This window comes from Paenibacillus sp. UNC451MF (assembly GCF_000686845.1).
Classification (GTDB): domain Bacteria; phylum Bacillota; class Bacilli; order Paenibacillales; family NBRC-103111; genus Paenibacillus_S.
The window spans coordinates 121,070-144,048 of the sequence record NZ_JMLS01000013.1; the positions used below are offsets into that span (position 1 = coordinate 121,070).

17 protein-coding genes are annotated in these 22,979 nt (G+C 48.4%); 13 read left to right on the forward strand and 4 right to left on the reverse strand.

Annotation, left to right across the window (positions count from 1 at the left end; translation table 11 throughout):
- The first annotated feature begins 15 nt into the window (after positions 1–15).
- From BP97_RS0115760 to BP97_RS0115775, 4 genes are all read left to right on the forward strand, one after another.
- The gene (locus BP97_RS0115760; RefSeq protein ID WP_028549963.1) at positions 16–1,416 is read left to right on the forward strand and encodes an ABC transporter substrate-binding protein; all 1,401 of its coding nucleotides are present in this window, start codon (positions 16–18) and stop codon (positions 1,414–1,416) included.
- Between the two features lie 103 nt (positions 1,417–1,519).
- Positions 1,520–3,436, forward strand: a complete 1,917-nt coding sequence (locus BP97_RS0115765) for an FAD-dependent oxidoreductase (RefSeq protein ID WP_028549964.1) — start codon at positions 1,520–1,522, stop codon at positions 3,434–3,436.
- Positions 3,437–3,909: 473 nt separating this feature from the next.
- Positions 3,910–5,604 carry a glutamine--tRNA ligase/YqeY domain fusion protein gene (locus tag BP97_RS0115770; protein WP_028549965.1) on the forward strand — a complete coding sequence of 565 codons (1,695 nt, stop codon included), beginning with the start codon at positions 3,910–3,912 and terminating at the stop codon, positions 5,602–5,604.
- A 221-nt stretch (positions 5,605–5,825) separates the two neighbouring features.
- Positions 5,826–6,584: a hypothetical protein gene (locus BP97_RS0115775; RefSeq protein ID WP_028549966.1), complete on the forward strand. Its 759-nt coding sequence runs from the start codon at positions 5,826–5,828 to the stop codon at positions 6,582–6,584.
- Positions 6,585–6,876: 292 nt separating this feature from the next.
- Here BP97_RS0115775 and BP97_RS36450 read toward each other — a convergent pair whose 3' ends face one another.
- Positions 6,877–7,665 (reverse strand): phytanoyl-CoA dioxygenase family protein, encoded by a 789-nt coding sequence (locus BP97_RS36450; RefSeq protein WP_051620630.1) that lies wholly within the window; start codon positions 7,663–7,665, stop codon positions 6,877–6,879.
- A complete protein-coding gene (locus BP97_RS0115785) occupies positions 7,658–7,948 on the reverse strand; it encodes a hypothetical protein (protein WP_036745972.1) in 291 nt (96 codons plus the stop codon). Before BP97_RS0115785 ends, BP97_RS36450 begins: the two co-directional genes overlap by 8 nt.
- Before the next feature lie 133 nt (positions 7,949–8,081).
- Between BP97_RS0115785 and BP97_RS36455 the strand changes: the two genes are divergently transcribed.
- The 7 genes from BP97_RS36455 to BP97_RS0115825 all read left to right on the forward strand — a co-directional run bounded on the left by BP97_RS36455 (position 8,082) and on the right by BP97_RS0115825 (position 16,954).
- Positions 8,082–8,948 carry a helix-turn-helix domain-containing protein gene (locus BP97_RS36455; RefSeq protein WP_051620650.1) on the forward strand — a complete coding sequence of 289 codons (867 nt, stop codon included), beginning with the start codon at positions 8,082–8,084 and terminating at the stop codon, positions 8,946–8,948.
- 73 nt (positions 8,949–9,021) lie between these two features.
- Positions 9,022–11,337: a helix-turn-helix domain-containing protein gene (locus BP97_RS0115795; RefSeq protein WP_028549968.1), complete on the forward strand. Its 2,316-nt coding sequence runs from the start codon at positions 9,022–9,024 to the stop codon at positions 11,335–11,337.
- A 155-nt stretch (positions 11,338–11,492) separates the two neighbouring features.
- Entirely contained in the window at positions 11,493–12,443 is a 951-nt protein-coding gene (locus tag BP97_RS0115800; RefSeq protein WP_028549969.1) for an ABC transporter permease, read from the forward strand.
- Between the two features lie 174 nt (positions 12,444–12,617).
- Positions 12,618–13,484: a carbohydrate ABC transporter permease gene (locus BP97_RS0115810; RefSeq protein ID WP_028549970.1), complete on the forward strand. Its 867-nt coding sequence runs from the start codon at positions 12,618–12,620 to the stop codon at positions 13,482–13,484.
- A gap of 57 nt (positions 13,485–13,541) precedes the next feature.
- On the forward strand, positions 13,542–15,074 hold the full coding sequence (locus tag BP97_RS36460; RefSeq protein WP_051620631.1) for an extracellular solute-binding protein: 1,533 nt from the start codon (positions 13,542–13,544) through the stop codon (positions 15,072–15,074).
- Between the two features lie 69 nt (positions 15,075–15,143).
- Complete coding sequence (locus tag BP97_RS0115820) at positions 15,144–16,550, forward strand: sulfatase family protein (RefSeq protein ID WP_028549971.1); 1,407 nt, start codon at positions 15,144–15,146, stop codon at positions 16,548–16,550.
- Positions 16,551–16,711: 161 nt separating this feature from the next.
- A complete protein-coding gene (locus tag BP97_RS0115825) occupies positions 16,712–16,954 on the forward strand; it encodes a hypothetical protein (protein ID WP_028549972.1) in 243 nt (80 codons plus the stop codon).
- Positions 16,955–17,139: 185 nt separating this feature from the next.
- Here the strand turns inward: BP97_RS0115825 and BP97_RS0115830 are convergent, their stop codons facing one another.
- Positions 17,140–17,997, reverse strand: coding sequence for an AraC family transcriptional regulator (locus BP97_RS0115830; RefSeq protein WP_028549973.1), 858 nt, complete (start codon positions 17,995–17,997; stop codon positions 17,140–17,142).
- A 290-nt stretch (positions 17,998–18,287) separates the two neighbouring features.
- On the opposite strand from BP97_RS0115830, the gene BP97_RS0115835 reads away from it, so the two are divergent.
- Together BP97_RS0115835 and BP97_RS0115840 are read left to right on the forward strand one after the other, a co-directional pair.
- Positions 18,288–20,765 carry a glycoside hydrolase family 2 TIM barrel-domain containing protein gene (locus BP97_RS0115835; protein ID WP_028549974.1) on the forward strand — a complete coding sequence of 826 codons (2,478 nt, stop codon included), beginning with the start codon at positions 18,288–18,290 and terminating at the stop codon, positions 20,763–20,765.
- Between the two features lie 95 nt (positions 20,766–20,860).
- Positions 20,861–22,015: a glycoside hydrolase family 88 protein gene (locus BP97_RS0115840; protein WP_028549975.1), complete on the forward strand. Its 1,155-nt coding sequence runs from the start codon at positions 20,861–20,863 to the stop codon at positions 22,013–22,015.
- A 79-nt stretch (positions 22,016–22,094) separates the two neighbouring features.
- Here BP97_RS0115840 and BP97_RS38860 read toward each other — a convergent pair whose 3' ends face one another.
- Positions 22,095–22,847 carry a helix-turn-helix transcriptional regulator gene (locus tag BP97_RS38860; protein WP_051620632.1) on the reverse strand — a complete coding sequence of 251 codons (753 nt, stop codon included), beginning with the start codon at positions 22,845–22,847 and terminating at the stop codon, positions 22,095–22,097.
- Positions 22,848–22,979: the final 132 nt, after the last annotated feature.

The following is a 22,979-nucleotide window of genomic DNA, read 5'->3' on the forward strand; positions in this document are numbered from 1 at the left end:
AAGAGAGAGGATTGTATGAACATCCCCAATAGCGAACGAACGGTTACAGAATTTCGACGGAAGAAGTACGGGTTTTCATTGCTGGCTTTGGCTGCAGGATTGGTGCTTTTATTAAACGGATGCGATCAATCGGGGAGTGCCGCAGCCCCCCAACCTAAAGGCAGCCTTCGTATCGCTATGAGCAGCGAAGATTATTTCCAATACGAGTATGCGGACTATTTTACTGCCAAATTTCCCGAGCTGGATGTGCAGGTTGTGTCTACTCAAGATTTATATGGACCGGGTAAAAACTACATGAAGGAGTACATAAAGCTGATTGACGAGCAAAAGCCGGATCTGCTAATCACAAGCACGTTTGAGTACGACAAGCTGATTCAAGCGGGCAAGCTGTATGATCTGTCACCGCTTATCACGAAGGATCAGTTTGATTTGCACAATCTGCTTCCGGCGGCCGTTGATTACTTGCAGCTGAAAGGACAAGGGAAGCTGTACGGCTTGGCGCCAAGCTTCTCGAGCTCCGTCTTGTTTTATAACAAAGATGTATTCGATAAGCTCCATATCGCTTATCCGAAGGATCAGATGACTTGGGAAGAGCTGATCCGTCTGGCGCAGCGCTTTCAGGGAGAAGGAAGCAAGGATGAGCGGATTTACGGCTTCCATATGGGCTTTATGAAGTCTCCGCTGGATTTGGTCTCTTATATCGGGCAGGCGGAGGGTCTTGCGTTCATTGATCCTGCTGGAAAAAATCTTATGATGAATACGGACGCTTGGAAACGTATATACGGGCTTGTTATCGACGGCTACAAAAGCGGGGTACTTCAATGGACTTATACGCCCGATAAACGGCGTTACGATAAGGAGGATGTGGAGCGGGAGGATATGTTCGGTGCGGGCAGGGCCGCCATGACGATCGGGCATATAGGGCAGATCAACAGTCTCAAGCAGAGAGGGGCTTCATTTGCGTGGGATATGGTTGGCGCACCTTCGTCTAATCCTGGACGCAGCAGTAATCCGAACTTTTATATCCTTCCGATTTACAGCATTAACGCTCAAGCCGAGAATGTATCCTCTGCATGGGAGGTAGTTAAATATTTCAACGGCCGGGAGGCTGCCAAAATCGCATCGAAAACATCGATGGAATTGCCGGTACGTAAGGAATTCGCCAAAGAGATCGATGGGCATAGCCTGGAGCCGTTTTATAACGTGAAATACAATGAGAACGTGCAATCAGGATATAACGAGAACATTCCCCTCTCATTCACCGAGCAGCTTCAGGTGATTATGGAAAAACAGATGGAAGCGATGCTGCAGAGCGGAGTGTCTGTAGAAGCAGGGCTGCAGCAGATCCAGGAGCAGGGACAGCAGGCATTAGATAAAGCCTATGCGGAAGAGAGGGTGAAGTCAGGAGCTGACTAGTGAATAGAATTGTAGGATTTGAATGGTATTGAATTTATAAAAAGGTTCCTGTTACAATATATGGAATTGAACTCATTTCTTTAGGGTAACAGGAGTTGAAGTTGTGAAGCTAAAAAGGATGCGGGTAGGGTTAGGTGTCATTATTTTTATAGCTATGATGGGGGGGACATTAGGGTGGTTTGCATGGAAAAAGCATGATGCAGCAGGGACCAATCCACAGCAGCCATTAATGAAGGTGGAATCGGTTGCTCAGGTGAAGGAACGTTACGATGCGATAGTCATAGGAACGGATCCGGAAGGGATTACGGCCGCCGTTTCGGCAGCACGCAACGGGCTTAAGGTGCTTTTGGTAGATGGACGGGACCGTGAGATTCTCGGTGGACTTATGACCCTAGGCTGGTTAAATACATTGGATTTGAATTATGCTCCCCAGCAGCCTGCTATCCCGGGAAAGCATAACTTTTTGAACAAAGGAATTTTTCAGGAATGGTATGACCAGATAGAGGGAACCTCATTTGATACGCATACGGCTGCCAATGTGTTTTATAAGATGGTGCGCAGCGAGCCGAATATCGACCTTCTGATGAAGGCCAAAGAAATAAAACCCTTGGTTCAGGCCGGTAGGGCGGGGAATGAAATCGCTGGCGTGACTATCGTGAGCTCCAATAACACAAGCCACAGTGTGTATGCTAAGACTGTCATTGATGCCACGCAGGACGGGGATATTGCCGCCATGGCGGGAGCGCCGTTCACGACGGGGAGACAGGATATCGCTGATCCGGACTCTCAGATGGCTGTCACGCTGGTGTTCAAGCTGGGCGGGATTACGCCTAAGGTGTGGGAGTCGTTCGGCAAGCATCCGAATACCGGCAGTGACAAGATGAGTGCATGGGGCTTCCCCGAAATGAAAGAGTATGTGTCCACGAATAAAGAGCGGGTACGTATGAGAGGCCTTAATATAGGGAGGCAGAACGACAACACCATATTGATTAATGCGATGCAAATTTTCGGGGTGGACCCGCTGAATCCTGAATCCGTTCGAGAGGGCATAGAAATCGGCAAGAAAGAAGCGGAGCATGTCGTCTCCTACATGAAAAACAATTTCAGTGAGTTCAAACAGGTGGAGCTGCTAGGTACCGCACCCGAGCTATACGTCAGAGAAACGAGGCATATGCAAGGGGAATACCGTTTGTCGATGGCCGATTTAATGGAGAACAGGGATTATTGGGACGCCATAGCCTATGGTTCCTACGAAGTCGATATTCAGAGCACCCATTATAAAGATCCCGGCTCGGTTATGATGAAGCCGAAGCAATACGGGGTTCCTTTCCGCTCCCTTGTTCCGCTTAAGGTGGACGGATTGCTTGTCGTCGGAAGGGCCGCCAGTTTCGATTCTTTGCCTCATGGAAGCGCTCGCGTTATACCCCTCGGCATGGCAACCGGGGAAGCAGCTGGAGCAGCCGCCAAAATAGCAATAGACCAAGGGATGACATTCAGGCAGCTATCACAATCCAAAGACGGAATAGCTGCATTAAGGGACAAGCTGATTCAGCAAAAAGTGGAACTTATGTTGTATTCATTCGACAAGCCAGCATATACACTGCATAAGTCATACCGGGGGCTGAAAGCCGCAGTGAGCATGGCGGTCACGTTAGGGGGATATGATAATACAAATTGGGACTTGGAAGGCAAGTCCAATCCGCAGCGCTTTGTTTCCCACATGGCTAATGTGCGAAAGGTGCATCCGGCGCAATTCCAGGGCGAGGCGACCTTGGCTATCCGGCACATGCCAAATCCGGCTGCGCTGCCATTGACGCTCGATCAGGCTGCTTTAACCCTCGCAACGGCAACTGGTTTAAAGAGCACGAGGGAAGAGGCGGTGGCTGATCTGGTGCAGCGTGGATGGCTTAAGATGGATACAGTGAAGCAGATTTCCGATCCGGATCAGCTTACGAATGGTGAATCCTATATGTTAATTCGTGATGTGGTTGAGAATGCCGTCGGAGTGAAGTACGAATGAATTGGAATTGAAATGAATAGGCTGATATGAAGCATCAACCATTCCATATGCCATTTGACAAACCGGAATAGATGATGTAAATTGTTCAATAATTCAAAATAAACCGACTATGACGAGAAGAGTAAGTAAAACCATTCTTTTACAGAGAGCCCCGGCAGCTGAAAGGGGGCAAGGAATATTTTACCGAAACAAGCCTCTGAGTCTCATACCGATCCTTGCATGTATAAGCCATGTAAGCGGGAGGCTATGACAGGAGCTCCTGTTACAGAGCTAGGGTATCGCGATTCTCTTACAACAAGGATTGGCCGTACCTGATAAGATCAGCATGGCGACATGCTGATGAACTGGGGTGGCAACGCGAATCGTACTCTCGCCCCCAAGATGAATCATTCTTGGGGGTGGGAGTTTTTTGTTTTTCTAGAGTCACTAGCGTGAAGCGAGCTATTGCATGATAGATAGGGAGGTTGTAACCCATGGAGAATACGAAAATTTTAACTAATAAAGATAAACCGATGCATTTTTTGGAAGCTATGATTGCCCAGGAGCTTGCGCTGCAGGAGCCGGATCTGAGGGGGGTATGCACCCGATTTCCGCCTGAACCAAACGGTTATTTGCACATCGGCAATGCGTATGCCATTAATATTAATTACTCGATAGCCCGGAAATTCGGTGGAAAGTTTCACCTTCGTCTGGATGATACGAATCCTCTGAAGGAGGATATGGAATACGTAAATGCCATCATTGAGGATATGAAGTGGCTTCAATTTGATCCCGAGCACCTTGTTTTTTATGGCTCAGATTATTCCGACCAGCTGTATGATTATGCAGTTCAATTAATTAAAAACGGTCGAGCCTATGTTTGCGACTTAAGTGCAGATGAAGTCCATGACTATCGGGGTACTTTGACGGAGCCGGGCAAAGAAAGTCCATACAGAAACCGCACTGTAGAGGAAAATCTCGATTTATTCTCGAGAATGAAGCAGGGAGAATTTCCGACGGGAGCGCGGGTCCTCAGAGCCAAAATCGATATGGCTTCGCCGAATATGAATATGAGAGATCCTGTGCTGTACCGGATTATCCACGCGCACCATTATCGAACGGGAAATAGATGGTGCATGTATCCGATGTACGATTATGCCCATCCATTGCAGGATGCAATCGAAGGGATCACTCACTCTTTTTGCTCGATGGAATTTAAAGACCACCGTCCTTTGTATGAATGGGTTCTTAATTCATTGAACATCCAACCTGCGCCTAAGCAAAGAGAATTCGGAAGATTGAATATACGCGGAATGGTAACGAGCAAACGATATCTAAGAGAACTTGTGTCAGGAGGCTTCATAGAGGGCTGGGACGATCCAAGATTGCCAACGGTTAAAGGACTTCGACGCAGGGGATATACCCCGGAGAGCATCCATCGTTTTCTGGATGAGATCGGTGTATCAAAGACCTGGAGCACAGTAGATATTTCCCTGCTGGATCATTTTTTGCGGGATCATTTGAAGACGACGGTTCCGTGCGTTATGGCTGTTCTGAAGCCGTTGAAGGTCACTATAACGAACTACCCGGAAGGGCAGGTTGAATGGCTGACGATCCCGAACAATCCGGAAAATGCGGAGCTTGGAGAGAGGAAGGTGCCTTTCTCACGAGTGGTGTATATTGAACGGGAGGATTTCATGGAGAATCCCGTCAAAGGCTTTCAAAAGCTGGCTCCGGGCCAGGAAGTCAGACTTAAGGGCGCTTATTATTTACGCTGTGAAACGATTATGAAAGATCCGGTGACAGGAGAGATTACCGAGCTGCACTGCACCTATGATCCATTGACCAAAAGCGGCACCGGCTTCACGGACAGGAAGGTGAAAGGAACGATTCATTGGGTGTCGGAGGAACATGCCGTGAAAGCCGGCGTTAGACTGTACGATAAGCTGCTGCTGGATGAGGATGCTTTACAGAATGAGGAAGCGGGCTGGGAGGATAAAATAAATCCAGATTCCTATGCCGAGCTGGCAGATTGCTTGTTGGAGCCATTTTTGTCCCAAGCGCCGTCGGAAAGCCGGTATCAATTTATGCGGCACGGATATTTTTGTGTAGATTCCAAGCACTCCTCGGCGGATCGATTGGTTTTTAATCGTATCGTTTCTTTGAAGGATGGATGGAAGAAGAAATAAAGCTATGTAATTTAAATATGATTCAGACAGTACTGAAAATATTTATTAAAGAAGCAGGCTCCTTTATATGAGGGGTCGCTTTTTTTACATTCGTGCGCACCTGGATATTTCGTTATATTATGGAAATGAATGCTCAGGTAGGAAAATGGAATAAAACTGTCGAATAAACTAACGGTAGACATATCAAGTCACATCCCAATTTCGTAAATAGGAGAATCGTCTTGCAAAAGCTAGCATCATTTTTATTGGATATCGTCGGTTTGTTCTTTCAAGGACTTATATTTATAGCGGCAATAGGATGCGCTTATGGCTTACTGATCGACTGGTCGATGCATGAGCGATTCCTGAATTCGTTTCATGCAAGCAGCGATATTATCAGTTATGGGCTTCAACAACTAGCTGAAGAAGGCGCCCTCCCCATGGCCATTACAGTGGGATTGGTTATCGTAGGCTTGATCGGGTGTTATTTGATCGGAATTATCATTTCCTATTTTGGTAAATGGTTGTTAGAGCAGGGGCCTCTCCAAAGGAACCGTGCAATTTGCTTTAAGGAGAATACGGTGGTACTGGAAGCCGTCAAATTAAAGCTTTATGATGAATTTCATGTAACCTTGCGGGAAATAAGAATAAAAATGGGTTGGGCTCCATTCTACCGGTGGGCTTCGCATTTGTCTTCTATTAGGGGCTGGAAAACGCCGCTGCTTCTGTACAAGCTTCGCTGCAGCACGTATCGTTCTTTGACAGGCATTTTTGTAGTGGCAGTCTGCTTCGTCATTATGCTTCAGCTGCTTAATCTAGTCTTGTCCTACTTCTATACGGTTAACATGCATTGGACGATGTTCGTGGTGCTCTGTATCGGGTTTTTGGCTGCAGCTTATGTATCCAAGCGATTCTATGAGGAGGATTACCTCCGTACGGGCAATGAGTCGGTTATGATCTTGAATTCGTATTTTACCTCCTCTGAGGGAAAAGAGGAGTAATTCCTACAAGCTCCTACACTAAAAAGGACACATCTGTTGAGGGTGTGTCCTGAAATGTGGAGAAACCCGGCTATTTAGACAATGCAAAGGGTGGTAGGTGGGGTATCTCCTGTAGGAGCGCAAGCGTCCGCCTTTGTTATCGGGAAATCTCCTCTATAAAGTTAATTCCAATTTTCCCGATAACAACAGCGGCTGGAAGGGGATACCCCACCGGCGCACCGTGATACATTTCTGAGTTTTCAGGGTTTCTACATAGGAAAAGGACACACCCGCAAAAGGATGTGTCCTTTTCCTATATTCCCATTCGAGTCAATACGCCCTCGAACGAAGTATCTACCTTGTTATCGCCGCACAGATAGCGCCAGAACTTGGCGAGCTGGATTTGATTCACACGCGCTTCATCGCCGCACCAAGGATGGTATGCTTTGCGGAATACCTCACGCACTTCCGGGCTATCGTATCCATCGGTATTGAACAGCGCCCGTTGTTCTTGTCCCGGACGCAAGCGAAGCTTGAATACGTAGCGGGTTTGATCGGTGAAATTCGGCTGAGCGCAGTGCCAAATACCGTGATGCAGAAAACCGATCGTTCCGGCCTTAGAAACCATCCGCTTTTGGCCGATAATATTTTTATGGCGTCCGATGCTGCCGTTGCTTACCTTGCGCAGGTGGGAGCCTGGCAGAACAAGCGTGGGTCCCATTTCATCGGGTGCATCATGGGAGAAGTAGAAGGCTTGAATATCGAAGCCGAACTCGCGCGTATCGATAACGGAGTCGGCATGGTAGGTTTGACCCTTCAGATGCTTGGCGCGGACGATGTGCATGAAGGAGTGATCGTAGATTGGAGCCGTTCCGACAAAGCTTTGAAGGGCTCCCTTCACCTGCGGCAGCTCAAAAATTTCACGAATCACTTTGGAGTCATTCCAATAGCGTCCTCCAGGCCCTGTATATTCACGTTGCTCTTTGTAAGCGGCATCATTTAATTCCTTTGGAACGAGCTCGTCGAGCTTCAAAAAGCCGTTGACGGCAAAATCAGCCATTTGCGCTGCAGTCAGCAGATGCTTTTTTTCTACGCTACTCATCGATCGTCACCTTTCTTTCCAGAACATATTCGTAAGGCAGGTGCCCGAGCTCATGCTCGAAGCCAGTCCGGAATATCGGCGGCGCCGGAAGCTGAATAACATTCCAGCCGTCGCGCATGGCATCCAGCACGGAGCCGTACATCGGTTCGTTCGAATCGCCTGTATTCATTTGCAGTTGGCCTTTGGGGATCGTGCTGTCGTATAATGCCCAAGCTACGGTGCGGGATTCGAGGTCGGGATCGCTTAAGTGCAAAATCAATATTTGCTGACGAGTCACACTCATTTTTGAGTTCATCCTCCTTAGTCGTACAATGCTTACATACATATTCTAGTATGCAAAAGGGGCTTAGGGGATGTATGATAGTAGCAAACATTTGCACAATCCTAATGCTTTTTTGGTTGAGTGGGAGGCTAACATGGATCAAGACAAATTGCAGCTGCAGCTAATGCGAAGCTACTTGGAAAATACTCAGATTACGCTGCAAATGGCGCACTATACGAAGGTAGGTACGAACTGGCGGGTATCGAACATGATGACGGACGTCAACCGCTTGTACTATATACGTGAAGGTGGCGGATGGATTCATATCCGCGGCAAGGATTATTATCCTGAGCCTGGCCAGCTGTACCTGCTGCCTGCAGGCATGAAGCTGTCTTACGCTCCTGAGAACGACAATCTGCTTGGCAAGTATTGGTGCCACTTCTCGGCAACGGTGGGGGATGTGAACCTGTTTCAAATGCTGGATTTGCCCCATTGGATCATGGTAAAAGACGAGCCGATGCTTGAGAGGCAGTTCCAGCAGCTGCTGGGACTGCACACGGATAGCTCTGTTACGGCACCGCTACGCATTAAATCGATCCTATTCGAAATTATATCCGAATACATCGAGCAGTCGGAGACTCAGCTGCACTTGGCAGCTACCTCCAGTACATCGAAGATTAACATCGTTCTGTCTTATATTGAGCGCCATTTGGCCGAGCCGATAACGGTGGAGGAATTGGCGAAGCTGGTTCATTTTCATCCGAACTATTTCATGCACTATTTCAAATCGATGATGGGGCTCTCTCCGATAGTTTATATCAACAAAAAACGACTTGAGAAGGCACGCCGAATGCTCGCCACAACGGACTTATCTATTTCCGCCGTAGCGGACAACATCGGAATGGAGCTGTACTATTTTTCCCGCATTTTCAAGAAGCAGTCCGGTCTTTCCCCTTCGGAATACCGCAAAGCGTCAGGCAAAGCCATTATTGCAGAAGAAGAGGTGCTGGAGCAGTCGTGAGGGACGGACTTGAGCACTATGAACGACTATAAGTCATAACTCTTTGAACTGGACAAGTTAGGGGGAACATATCTTGAAGCGGACCGTATTTATTCGCCTGCTGCTTCACTTAACGATTGCGATGGTTCTAATCACACTGATTGCGGGTACGCTCGTTTATCGGTATACGAATTCTATGCTGAAAGAAGAGGTTCTCGGCACCAACACGGAGTTGCTTGCCCAGACGAGGAAGATTGTCGAGCAGGCGCTCGGGGAAGTGCAGCAAATGGCCAGCTCTTTGGCACTAAATACCGACGTCCAGAAATCCGTATGGCTGCCATGGAATTTGGAGGAGGAATACCGCTTTTTGAAAAATACGAGCGATCTGTTCTCCGACCGGATCAATTCCTCCAACTATTTGCACTCCATCTATTTATTCAGCGCGATCAATCAGAAGCTGATATCTAGCTCTGGAATTACGGATGTTCCGCAATTTGCTTACAATGCAGGCTTGCAGAAGTTTCTTGAAAGCCGCAGCATATCGTCCTGGGAGGCGGCAAGTCAAGTCTCGGGATCCGGCTCGGATAACGTCATCTCCTTTTACTTCAGCGTACCGATTCAATATGTGCAGAAAAAAGGCGCTCTGCTCATTAATCTGAAGGAAGATGTACTGTACAATGCTGTGGTCAACACCAATAAGCGGAAGCTCGGCAACGTGGCCATATTGGATTCGGATGGCAAGGTGCTCTCCTATAAGGATAAATCGATGCTTCTGTCACGCTTTGATCAGGCGGATATTCAGCGTATCCAGCGGGAGAAGGAAGGCTACTTTGTTGAAGAGGTTAATGGAGTGCCGACCTTGGTTTCGTATATGACCTCCTCCTCTAACGGATGGATTTACTTGACTCTCAATCCTTATGATGAAGTGTTCAAACGCTCCAAGGATGTCATTCATTTTACACTGCTCCTTTCGCTTGTTGTGCTTGCCATAGGCCTCCTGCTGATGGTGATCGTATCGAGGAACTATTACTTACCGGTCAAAAAGATGGTGCAGTCCATTACGACTAACATGGAAAAGCCGCTTCCTCAGGTCATGTACAGGGATGAATTCGGCTTTATCCGGGACTCGATCAATCAGCTGTTCCATCAGAACGAAGAGTTCAAGACCAAGTTTCGCGGGCAAGAGCTGATATTGCAGGATCACGTGCTGGTGAATCTGTTATCCGGCAAAGCGGCTGACGATGAAGAAATGCTGCGTCAATTTGAATATTACCGGTTAAACCTGGAGCCGGAGCAATTTATCGTGATGATATTGCGCATACATCTGGACCAAGCCATAGTACCGGAGAGCGAGGAACAGGTTCGCAACCTGATTCATTTTCAAATACGCACGATAGGCGAGGAGCAGCTGGCAGCTTACGGCAAAGGGGTCTATGTTAGCCAGTTCCACAAGCACGATGTCGTCATAATGAATGCCGATCAATGGACAGATCATAATGAAGCCTTCGCGAAGGCTAAGGAGCTTGCATTCCGAATGATGACTACGGTGTCCTCGCAGATGGAGAATGTAGTGATAACAGTCGGAATAGGAGGCAGGTACAAGAAAATATCTGAAATCTCGCTATCTTACAACGAAGCCTTGGAAGCGTTATCTTATGAGCAAATTGCTGGTAAAGGCAGTGTTTTATCGATCCACGATCTGCAGGTCAACCGCGCGAACCGCAACCGGTTTATCGCTTACCGCAATCAGGTGGATAAAATAATCGGTGATCTCAAAACCGGCAATTTGGATAAGGCGATTCAGATGAAGGACCAAATAATCGAACAGCTGCATACCGATACGCAATTCGGCTTTTCTTACAAACGGATGATTTTGACGCATCTTCTGAACTGTCTGGTGTCAGTCAGAGTGGAGCTTGTGCAAAAAGACGGTGAGCCGGATGAAGAGGAGCATCGCTGGTACTCGGATTTCTCCAAGCTGCACAATCTGGAGGAAAGCAGCACTTGGCTCGGTCGCGTCATGGAGAAAATGGCAGAAGAGCTTCAGGATAAACGTGAAAATAAAAATGTGGAGGTCATCGAAAAGCTGGTCGCCTACATACGCGTTCATTTCCGGGAACCGATCGGACTGCAGACGCTGGCGGATCTTGTTTTTATGAACAGCAACTACGTATCCAAAATGTTCAAGGAAGTGACCGGACAAACGTTTATTGACTTTTTAACGGAAATCCGGTTTGAGGAAGCATGTCGTTTACTTCAAAACACGGACAAGAACATTAATGAAATTGCCGAGCTGACCGGCTTCGGGCAGAAGCAGAATGTGATCCGCACGTTTAAAAAAATGACGGGTCTTACCCCGACAGAATACAGAAACCGCGGTGTAATGGACCGTTTGAACGGTGAAAAGTGAAGAATTGAACCTTATCTGAACAATTGATACCTAATGAATCAGAAGAATAGAAACCGTTTTCATAAATTGAATCTTGAGGGTGCTTCCTCTACCTTTTACGATGAAAGTGTATCCCGAACGGGACAGCGCAGACTAGAAAAGGGGGAGGATTTTTTATGGCACTGCCTGCGACGAAGCCGAGTACCCAAGTATGGGTACAAAAGCAGACGCTTTGGAAGCGCATTCTCGCTTACCGATATTTGTACATCATGCTGCTGCCAGCGATAGCTTATTACAGCGTCTTTCATTACTATCCCATGTATGGTGCGCTCATCGCATTCAAGCAGTTCAGCATTACCAAAGGCATTATGGGAAGCCCTTGGGTTGGATTGAAGCATTTTGAGTATTTATTTGGGCTGGATAAGTTTTGGCAGGTGTTTTGGAACACCATCATCATCAGCCTGTATCGGCTTGTCTTCGGTTTTCCTCTGCCGCTGATTATGGCGGTATTGTTGAACGAAGCAGGCAGACTGGTTTTTAAAAAGACAGTTCAGACGATCGTATACCTTCCGCATTTTATTTCCTGGGTTATTATGGGCGGATTGCTAATCAGCCTCCTGTCCACGGATAGCGGTGTCGTCAATAACGTGATTCGTTCATTAGGAGGCGAGCCGGTAGGTTTTTTAACCGACGAAAACTATTTCCGCAGCACCCTGGTATGGTCGATGATATGGAAGGAATTCGGATGGAACACGATCATTTATATGGCAGCGCTTGCAGGAGTGAATCCACAGCTTTACGAAGCTGCAGTGATGGACGGGGCGAATCGTTGGAGACGCATTTGGCACATTACGCTGCCTTCCATTCGCAGTACGATTATCATCTTGCTGATTCTCCGTATCGGTGGTTTGATGGAGGCTGGATTCGAGCAAATCTTTGTCTTGTATCATCCCGGCGTCTATAACTCGGCAGACATCATCGACACCTATGTATACCGCATCGGTTTGACCGAGGGACGGTTCAGTATAGCAGCAGCGTTAGGCTTGTTCAAGTCGGCTATTAACTTCGTGCTGCTTGTTACGGCCAATCGGCTTTCCCGCATGATGGGTGAGCAGGGGATTTACTAGACTGAGCAGACCTCTCGCGGGGAGGTTATCAGCAGAGTAGGTATAGCAAATGCTTATGAAGACAGCTTTCCTTCAGAAAGCTCAGCAAATGCTTACGAAGACAGCTTTCCTTCAGAAAGCTCAGCAAATGCTTACGAAGACAGCTTTCCTTCAGAAAGCTCTAAGGAGGATCATATGACGCACACCGGTTTCGGCAGCAAGCTGTTCGACGGGTTGAATTATACACTTTTGACGCTAATTGCGGTCATTACCTTATATCCGTTCTGGGATTCCTTGATCGTGTCGATCACGCCCTTGAACGAAAGCATCGCGAGCAGCATTCACTTGTATCCGAAGACAATCACGCTGGAGGCTTATCAATATTTATGGAAGCTGGACCAGCTGTGGACCTCATATAAGGTCAGCATTCTCATCACTGTGCTCGGAACGGTCATCAGCATGTTAGCAACGACATTGGCCGCATACGCGCTATCTAAAAAGGATTTGCCCGGGGGCAGGGTCATCATGTTCGCTATCGTCTTCACGATGATGTTCAGCGGCGGCATTATTCCCAATTATCTTGTAGTGAAGCAGCTCGGGATGCTTAACTCCGTCTGGGCGATGATGATTCCAGCGGCGATTCAAACGTATAACCTTATCATTATGCGAAGCTTTTTCGTATCGATTCCGGAGAGCCTGGAGGAGTCGGCCAAAATAGACGGCTGCAACGATTTCGGCATTTTGATGAGAATTGTCATTCCTTTATCGATGCCTGCGCTGGCCACGATCTCGTTGTTTTATGCGGTATCCAAATGGAATGAGTTTTTCACGGCGGTCATGTACATTACGAACAAGGACTACTGGCCGCTGCAGCTGTTTCTTCGGTCGATGCTGATCGATAATGAAGCCTCTTTTCAATCGGGCGGGGACAGTCCCTTCTTGCTAGGTCAATCGATAAAAATGGCAACGATCATGATCTCCACCATACCGGTGATGATGATATATCCGTTTTTTCAACGATATTTCGTTCAAGGCGTCACGCTAGGTGCAGTTAAAGAATAGAGGCTCTTAAGTAACGAAAGCATTCAATGAAGTTCTAAATAAGGGGAGGACAAAGATATGAACGTTTGGAAAAAAGGGATGCTTCTCGCGCTTTCGGCTGCGCTTCCGCTTTCGGCGGTGGCATGCAGCAGTGGGAATACGGAAACGAAGGCAGGTGGCGACAATAGCAGCGGCGATAAACCGACGAAGATCGTGTTCCTGACGACAGGTGACAATGCGGCGATGGGAATCAAGCCGGGAGACCGAATCGTTGCCGAGATCAACAAACGGTTGAACATCGATTTGGAGGTCAAGTTTGTTCCCGAGAACGGCTATGAAAAAATTAACGTGGCCATGGCAACAGGGGATTTGCCTGACGTAGTCACGATTAATTATCCTTCTCCTTCCTTGAATCAATGGATCGACGAGGGGCTGCTGCTTCCGCTTAACGATTATTTATCCGTGATGCCGACGGTGAAGGATAAGCTGGAGAAGAACCTGAAATGGACCGCCGTAAACGGTAAGTATTACGGTTATCCATTCATTGAAGAGCGGGCCAATGCAACGATGGCATTTCGTGCCGATTGGTTGAATACCCTGGGAATTAAACCGCCTCAGACATTGGATGAGTTTTATCAGGCGTTGAAGGATGTTACAACCAAAGATCCGGACAAAAACGGCAAGAACGACACGTACGGCTTGACCGCTCAAAAAAATACCGGCTTTAACACATCGTTTAACTTTGTATTTTATGCCTACGGTATGCCGCATGGCGATTGGGTTCTCGATAGCAGCGGCAAGGTGGCTCCGATCTTTGAGCATCCAGCGTTTAAGCAGGGGGTTCAATACTTGAGAAAGCTTTGGGATGAGAAGCTGATCGATCCGGAGTTTTTACTTAATGACGCACAGCAGCGTGAACAAAAGTTTTACCAAGGAAAAGTCGGGTTCATGGCCGCTCCTTTATTCCGTCATGTCAGCCGTCTTGAAACAAGCCTGCAGAAGATCAATCCGGAAGGAAAGCTGGGTTATTCGTCACCTCCAGCGGGTCCAGACGGTAAACGTGGCATGAATAGCGCACCCAAGAACGGTTTGTTCACAGCGGTAACGAAAAATGCCAAAAATCCCGAAAAGGCAGCTAAATTCATCGAGTTCATGCTGTCCAAGGAAGGCCGCAGCTTACTTGAGCTAGGCATTGAAGGAGTGCATTATACAAAGCAAGGCGATAAAATGGTATATAACGAGGAAGAGCGGGCTAAAGACGGATTTGCTTCCAACGGCTGGTCGCATCCTTTGGCCTGGGGCAGCGTAGTGTGGCCTTTGACGGAAAATTACTTGCCGCAAACGGAACCGCAAGCTGACCGTGCGAAAGAGTCCGTTGATATTGCTACCAAAAATATGGTGCCTAATCTGATCAATACGACGACACCGGAGGAAGTAGAAATGAGCGGCGTACTGGGTGAACTGATGAACCAGTACTATCTTGAAATGATTACCGGCAAGCGGGAAATCGATTCGGGTATAGACGAGCTATCCAAGAAGTGGAGAGATCAGGGCGGCAGCAAAGTATTGGATGCCGTTAACAAAGCATACCAAGCGCAAGGCAAAAAATAGCAAGACGACAGAGGGATGTTGGAAAACAGCCCTCTGTATCTATTTTGGATTACAAAGGAGTGTTCCCTCATGGATCAATCGACTCAAGCAAGAAGTGGTCAGCCGAATATCGTGTTCATTCTCACGGACGACCAAGGCCCTTGGGCTTTAGGCTGTGCAGGCAATTCCGAAATTAAGACGCCGCATCTAGATCGCCTTGCGGCAAGTGGTATGCGGTTCTCTAATTTTTTCTGTACGTCTCCGGTTTGCTCGCCTGCTCGAGCATCACTTCTCACAGGCCGCATTCCTTCGCAGCATGGCGTCCATGATTGGATTCGAGGAGGCAATGTTGGGGAGCGGACCATTCAATATTTGGAGGGCCAGACAGGCTACACGGAAATATTGGCTGAGAACGGCTACGTCTGCGGATTAAGCGGCAAATGGCATCTAGGGGACAGTATCGTTCCACAGAAAGGATTTACCCACTGGTACGTTCACCAGACCGGGGGCAGCGCATACTACGATGCCCCTATGATCAGGGACGGTGTATGCATCGAAGAGCCGGGATATTTGACGGATGTCATTACCGAGGATGCGCTGCAGTTTCTTGAAGAGAGGGACGGAAGCAGTCCTTTTTATTTGAGCGTACATTACACGGCGCCACACAGTCCTTGGATCGACAGTCATCCGAAGGAATATCTGGATTTATACGAGGACTGCGCATTTGAGAGCTGTCCTCAGGAGCCCAAGCATCCATGGTCAATTAAAACCGCCCCATGGTCGGATGATCAAACCGAAAACTTGAAAGGCTATTTTGCAGCTGTAACGGCCATGGACCACAATGTAGGGCGTATTATCGACAAGCTGGACCAGCTGGGCCTACGCGAGCAGACGTTGATTTGCTTCATGAGCGATAACGGATTCAACTGCGGCCATCACGGCATCTGGGGCAAGGGGAATGGCACATTCCCGCAAAACATGTTTGATACGTCGGTCAAAGTTCCGGCTATTTTCAGTCAGCCTGGGCGTATACCGCAAGGTAAGGTTTGTGACGAGCTTGTCAGCGGCTATGATTTCATGCCGACTTTGCTGGCGTATGTTGGCCTTGATCATCCGGAAGCCGCAGGCCTGCCGGGCAGCAGCTTTTTACCGTCACTGCTTGGGGAAGAAGGAGCCGGGCGCGAGGATGTCGTCATTTTCGACGAATACGGGCCTGTACGTATGATTCGGACTCGGGAGTGGAAATATGTCCACCGGTACCCCTACGGACCGCATGAGCTGTACAATCTGACGAATGATCCCGACGAGCGGATCAATCTTATCGACGCGCCGGAAGCACAGGAGCAGCGCACTGCGATGAAGGCGAGGCTGGAACAGTGGTTCCTCCGCTATGTAGATCCAGGAAGAGATGGTACGAAGGAAGGGGTTACCGGCTTCGGACAGCTGGAGCTTGCCGGACCTGCAGGAGAGGGACGGGTCACTTACCAAGAGGGGTAATGGCTTACCGAATTTGCAGTCTAAGTAAGGGTGTGCGTGGGCAGACAGGTCCCCGTGTATTTGCAAACCGGAAAAAATAAGTGTAATCAGCTGCACCATCGGGTAAATTAGAAGTAAGCTTAGATCGAATGGAAGGCTGAAAGCTGAAGGAGGACCTGTCGATGGATGCAAAAGAATGGGAAGAGCAGCTCGCGCGCAAGCTGACTGAAGGAGAAATGGATGCCGAGGATACGGAAGAAGCGGCCCGCAAGCGGCTGCCGATAAAGACGGAGATCCGGATACAGGCACAGATTGATCCTGTGGTACAAGAAACCAAGCTGTATCGTCAGATGGCGGACGAAGTCGATGGCCGATATGACCGGTGGGCAAAGGAAGAAACAGCGGACAATAACAACAAAGAGTAAAAGTCTTTGAAGAATAAAAGGCTAGCATCGTAGAAACACGGTGCTGGCTTATTTTTTTGTCATTTTTAATTTTTTTTGGATAAGATTGTTTGGTTTTAGGCTGCTGCATCGCAGACATGCAAGCAGAGCCCTGGTTCCGGGCAGTTGATCTGCCGTCAACCGGGGCTTCTGAGATTTATGGAGATTTAGTCGAAGGAACGCTTGTAGCGATAAGGGCTTAAGCCCACATGCTTTTTAAATAGCTGGCAAAAATAAGGGAAATTGCTTAACCCGATCGATTGACCGACCTCTTGGACGGTCAAATCGCTTGTTTTCAGCAGCCAGCAAGCTTGACGGATGCGCCGGGCCGTCAAGTATTCCGTAATGCTGGTACCGGCTGTTTGACGAAACACGGCGGAGATATGATTCGGCGACAAGTGAACGGCTTTGGCCAAGTTTTCCAAATGGAATTCCTCCATGTAGTGGTCTTCGATCCACTCCATAACCTGCTCCGCACTGGTCGATTTGGTTCTGACGGGCCTCGCTGCTTCTTCGGGATTCCAATATCCTTTCAGTTCATGCAGCAGCGATACAAGGAACAGCATTTGTTCTTCCAGCAGCTCCTCCGCTGATGCTTTCTCGATCCGTTTGCGGTACAAATGGAGCAGCTGAACCATCTGCTGCTGAGGCAGCTCAGAGAACACCTGATAGGCAATGGGGTCCTTCCACAGCCAACGAAAGAACGATTGTAACGACGAGAATGGAGCAAGATAGCGATCAAGCTCTGTCGGTTCAAATACGAACAACGAACGAATATATGGCGTTGCTTCGCTGATCTTCATTTGAATGCGGTGCAGCTGAAACGGACGGAAGTAGACGAGACTGCCAGGAGCAAGCCTCATGATCTGTTGATTCACAATGACACTGCCGTGTCCTTCATGCACATATAAGAGCTCCATCCCTTGATGAGCATGGAAAATTTCAACGAATTCGTGAGTGCGATCTAAGGTAAAAGAAAGCTTAACCGGATGTCGATTCAGGTTCATATAGTTCATTATTTTCATCGGTTCTGTCACCTCGGTCGGTTAACCGTAATATAACAACATTTTATCATAAACACACCAAACATTGGACGAGCATTTTTTGTTAAGCTTATTTTATAAATTAATAGGAATGACGATCCCTCATTTAACTGAGGGTGAACTGTCATCTTTTGGCGATTTCGCTGCTTTGCTTGCCCAACTGTTTGGCTGCAGGATTGCACGAAAAACGCTAGCTAAGAAAGACCTCGGCAAGAGGCTCTTCCGACTTACACAGCATGTGAAACTACTATGACCAACGGAGTGTGAATAGATTGATCAAGCGCAGATTAATTGAGCAATGGGAACATCACCGTGGAAGTCTGGGCGGACCTTGGGAAGTATGGCGCCAAGACAAACTGCAAAATCATTACAATGTGCCGTGGCATGGAGTAGAGCTGCCGCATTCGTATAACGGCTTGGACGTATTGGATCCTGACGGCAAATATTATCAAGGGCAGGGCTGGTACCGCAACAAGCTGGAAGTGAACAACCCTTATCCTCAAGGGAGAACACTGCTTCACTTTGAAGGAGCGGGTCAGCGTACGGATGTGTACGTTTACACTAATAAAGTAGGCTCCCATTTGGGCGGCTATGACGAATTTACAGTGGATATTACAGAAGCTGTTGCACAAGCTCGTGAAATCGAGCGCTACAATGGACTGATTCCGGTAGCCGTCGCTTGCGACAACAGCCGCGAATTGGAGACGATTCCGTCCGATGCGAGTGACTTTAACCTGTACGGTGGGATTTATCGGTATTTGAATCTGGTTTACGTGCCAGCTGTTTCTTTGGAACGAGTGCATGTAGAGCCGCAGCTGTCACAGGATCATGGAAGCTGCCGCGTAGCGGTTCGCGCTGCTCTGTATAATCCTCAAAGCCTGCAAGAGGATGTTACCTTGAAGGTCAGCATCAAAAATCGCGAAGGTCAAGAGCTGGCGCAATTCCAGCTTCGTGAGAAGCCATGGACGGGAATGAAGGAGCTTGCCGTAACCCAACTGGCGAACCCGACGCTTTGGACGACAGACGAGCCTTACTTGTACAGCTGCACGGTTGAATTGGAAAGTGCATACGGCCGTACGGAACAAGTCGAGCGCTTCGGAGCGCGCAGCTTCGAATTCGTGAAGAGCGGACCGTTCAAGTTGAACGGCGAGCGTTTGCTTCTGCGCGGTACGCATCGTCATGAGGATCACGCGGGCGTAGGTCCGGCAATGACGGAAGAGATGATTCGTACAGAGATGCACCTGATCAAGGACATGGGAGCGAATTTCATTCGTCTCGGTCACTATCAGCAATCCCGCATCGTCCTCGAGTTGTGCGACGAGCTTGGAATTTTGGTATGGGAAGAAATTCCTTGGTGCCGTGGAGGACTTGGTGGAGAGCAGTATCGCCAGCAATGCCGTGATATGCTGACTGCCATGATCGAGCAGCATTACAACCATCCTTCGGTTATCCTATGGGGACTCGGCAACGAGAACGACTGGGAGTGCGACTTCGATTACTTCGATCAAGAGGAAATCCGCAAGTTCATGAAGGAGCTTCATGACTTGTCACACAAGCTGGATCCAAGCCGTTTGACGGCCATCCGCCGCTGCGAGTTTTGTAAAGATATTATCGACGTGTACTCGCCTTCGATTTGGGCAGGCTGGTACCGCGGTATTTACACGGACTATGAAGATAGCTCCCGTCAAGCGTTTGAGAATGTTGACTCCTTCTTCCATATGGAGTGGGGCGCGGATAACCTGGCAACCCGTCATGTGGAGAAAACGTACACAGGCTTTGAGTTCATCAAGGGCGGCGATGGAGATACTGACGAGCGTGATGGTGATTACCTGCTAACTGGCGGTGAGCCGCGCGTATCCCGTGACGGAGACTGGTCGGAGACGTACTTCTGCGAAATGATCGACTGGTATTTGAAGTCCCAGGAGAAGATGGAGTGGCTGACAGGCGCAGCGCAATGGGCGTTCAAAGATTTTGCAACGCCGGTTCGTCCGGATTCGCCGATTCCTTACTTGAACATGAAAGGGATCATCGAACGCGACTTTACAAAAAAAGAAGCCTACTACGTCTATCAATCGTACTGGACAAGCAAGCCGATGGCACGCATTTATGGTCACACGATGCCGGTACGTTGGGGAGCGGCGGATGAGCTGAAAAGCATCAAAGTATACTCCAACTGTACGGAAGCGGAGCTGTTCCTAAACGGAGTAAGTCTTGGAGTGAAGCAGCGCGATTCGCAAAACTTCCCTGCAGCAGGCTTGCGTTGGGATACGGTGCTTAAGCCTGGTATGAACCAGGTGAAAGTAGTAGCGACCAAAGATGGCGTTACCGTAACCGACGAGCTGTCGTTTGAATATCAAACGGAGGCTTGGGGCCAACCTGTTGAACTGAAGCTGAACGCTCAGAAGCAGCAAGACGGCAACATTCTCGTTGAAGCGGTAGCTTATGACGCTAATGGCGTCCGCTGCCTCGATGCATTGAACTTCGTTCGCTTCGGCTTAACCGGCGACGGCAAGCTGATCGACCGTCAAGGTACGGTGCGCGGCTCCAGCTTGATTCAGCTGACGAACGGACGCGCACGCATTGTGTTTGATCCTGTTGGTGCAGCAGCTGCAAGCGTACCGGTTACTGGTTTCGTTTCGGCAGGAGGCCCCGCTGCGGCTATTGCGGCGAACGGAACGGCAACACGCGAACCGGTTTCTATAGTAAGTGTAGCAAGCGCCGGCTTACCAACTGTATTTTTAACGGTCTAGAAGGCAGGACAGAGCCAGGGATGTGCAGGAGCACAACCTGTCTCCTGTCAGCCCCTTAGAATAGAAGCAGTCCAATCTAAAGGAGGAAAAATAAAATGACTACATTGGATACTAGCAAATTGAAGCAAGCAACGAATCTGCAAGAAGCGCTTCCGCATATCTGGGAGGCTTTGCAGCATAAAGTAGACCGTATGATTACCCAAATCGGTGACAAGTCCCCTCACGTAGCTCCTGCCGACACAGGTATCTACGATGATTTGCGCCATGACTGGTGGACATCAGGCTTTTGGCCGGGCATTTTGTGGATTATGCACGAGATGACAGGCAAAGAGCATTACAAAAATGCTGCATGGGTATGGGACGAAAAGCTCGAGCAAAAATCCGTCCAACAAAATAATTTCCATCACGACGTAGGCTTCCAATACTTGCCTACAGCTGTAATTAAATATAAGCTGACAGGCGACGAAGACGGCAAACGCCGCGGGCTATTGGCAGCGAACTTCCTGGCAGGACGTTTCAATATTGCAGGTAACTTCTTGCGTGCATGGAATCAGGAAAAAATCGGCTGGTCGATCGTAGACTCCTCCATGAACTTGTCCATCTTGTTCTGGGCAGCTGAAGAGATTAAAGATCCTCGCTTCAGCCATATCGGTAAAGCACACGCGGATACCGTTGTGAACCATTTCATCCGCGAGGATGGTTCCGTGAACCATATCGTCAGCTTCAACCCGGAGACCGGTGAATTCATCGAGTCCCTTGGCGGCCAAGGCGCAGGCCCTCACTCTTCATGGAGCCGTGGCGCAGCTTGGGCGCTGCACGGTATGGCGAACACTTATCGCTATACTGGCGATAAGAAATATTTGCGCGCAGCACAGCGCGTAGCACATTACTTCTTGTCCATGCTGCCGGAAGATCATGTGGCACATTGGGATTTCCGCGCGGCAGATTCTTTGGCCGACGAGCCTCGCGACACTTCGGCTGCATCCTGCGCCGCTTCAGGCTTGCTTGAGCTGGCTGATGCATTGCCAGGCGTTGAAGGTATCGCTTACCGTGATGCGGCAGAGCGTATTCTGCTCTCGTTGACGCAAAACTACGCTACTTGGGATCGTCCTGAGCATGAAGCGATTCTGCTTGAAGGTACAGGCAACAAGCCGGCTGGACAGAACATCAATGTCTCCCTGATCTACGGAGACTACTACTATGTTGAAGCTATCGCCAAGCTGCTTGGCTGGAAAAACCGCATTTTCTAATCGATTCGGCGAGTGCCGAAATCGATGTTAAACAGCTCCTTCCCGCGTATGCGGGAAGGAGCTTTTCTAATTAAACACATTATTTCTTGGCTCTATATTGTCGTGGATTCATTCCCGTCGTTCGTTTAAAAAATCGCGAAAAGGTAAAAATATCCTTAAAACCTAGCTCCTCCGTGATATAAGATATATTGAATTCGCTATATCGCAGCATCTCCTTGGCTTTTTCCAGCCGAACTCTATCAATGAATGATTTCAAATTTTCCCCGGTCAGCTGCTTGAACAGCTTCGATACATGACTTCTAGTATAAGATAATTGATGGGCAATCTCATCTATGCTGATAGGTCTGCCGTTTCGCTCCCTCACCATATCTGTAACTGTACGAACAAGCTGAGTAGGCTCATCCTCCGTTTTGCAAAAATCCTCCGAGTTGATAAACATAAACAGAGATTCGAGCATCCCTTCAACGAAAGTTTTTTCATAGGGTCTGAGGATCGTTCCAGTAATCGTAGCTAGAAGCGACGCCGTAAATTTCTCGGTGAAGAGCGAGTTCTGAATGACGCCGCCCCATTGCTTATTATCAATCAAGCTGCGTTCGAACTTCAATGTAATCCACGCAGCTCCCGGAACATCATATATAAATTCATGCCCCTGATGAGGAGGAATCAACAGCATATCTCCTGCATTTAGAACCTCGTTCTCTGTCTCCAGCAGCGTATAAGTAATATGCCCCCGTGTGACAATTTCCAGCTGCCAGAACAAATGAGAGTGCAAAGACACCTTTCCGTAGTCATGTTTTTCGCCCTTAAACAAAATGAGCAGATTAGAGTTCATTCGCTCCATGCCTCCCCTCTACGAAATATCTCTTATTTACAATATCAATCATCACACAAAACGACAAGTAATGATTCGATTTTGCCATTCGTCCCTACTTAGCAAGGTGTTATATTAGCTATGTAAAATAAT

Bases quoted from the DNA above. Each gene is read 5' to 3' on its own strand.
- BP97_RS0115760 (WP_028549963.1), top strand. From the start codon at position 16: ATGAACATCCCCAATAGCGAACGAACGGTTACAGAATTTCGACGGAAG.
- BP97_RS0115770 (WP_028549965.1), top strand. From the start codon at position 3,910: ATGGAGAATACGAAAATTTTAACTAATAAAGATAAACCGATGCATTTT.
- BP97_RS36450 (WP_051620630.1), bottom strand. From the start codon at position 7,665: ATGAGTAGCGTAGAAAAAAAGCATCTGCTGACTGCAGCGCAAATGGCT.
- BP97_RS0115785 (WP_036745972.1), bottom strand. From the start codon at position 7,948: ATGAGTGTGACTCGTCAGCAAATATTGATTTTGCACTTAAGCGATCCC.
- BP97_RS36455 (WP_051620650.1), top strand. From the start codon at position 8,082: ATGGATCAAGACAAATTGCAGCTGCAGCTAATGCGAAGCTACTTGGAA.
- BP97_RS0115800 (WP_028549969.1), top strand. From the start codon at position 11,493: ATGGCACTGCCTGCGACGAAGCCGAGTACCCAAGTATGGGTACAAAAG.
- BP97_RS0115810 (WP_028549970.1), top strand. From the start codon at position 12,618: ATGACGCACACCGGTTTCGGCAGCAAGCTGTTCGACGGGTTGAATTAT.
- BP97_RS36460 (WP_051620631.1), top strand. From the start codon at position 13,542: ATGAACGTTTGGAAAAAAGGGATGCTTCTCGCGCTTTCGGCTGCGCTT.
- BP97_RS0115820 (WP_028549971.1), top strand. From the start codon at position 15,144: ATGGATCAATCGACTCAAGCAAGAAGTGGTCAGCCGAATATCGTGTTC.
- BP97_RS0115825 (WP_028549972.1), top strand. From the start codon at position 16,712: ATGGATGCAAAAGAATGGGAAGAGCAGCTCGCGCGCAAGCTGACTGAA.
- BP97_RS0115830 (WP_028549973.1), bottom strand. From the start codon at position 17,997: ATGAAAATAATGAACTATATGAACCTGAATCGACATCCGGTTAAGCTT.
- BP97_RS0115840 (WP_028549975.1), top strand. From the start codon at position 20,861: ATGACTACATTGGATACTAGCAAATTGAAGCAAGCAACGAATCTGCAA.
- BP97_RS38860 (WP_051620632.1), bottom strand. From the start codon at position 22,847: ATGAACTCTAATCTGCTCATTTTGTTTAAGGGCGAAAAACATGACTAC.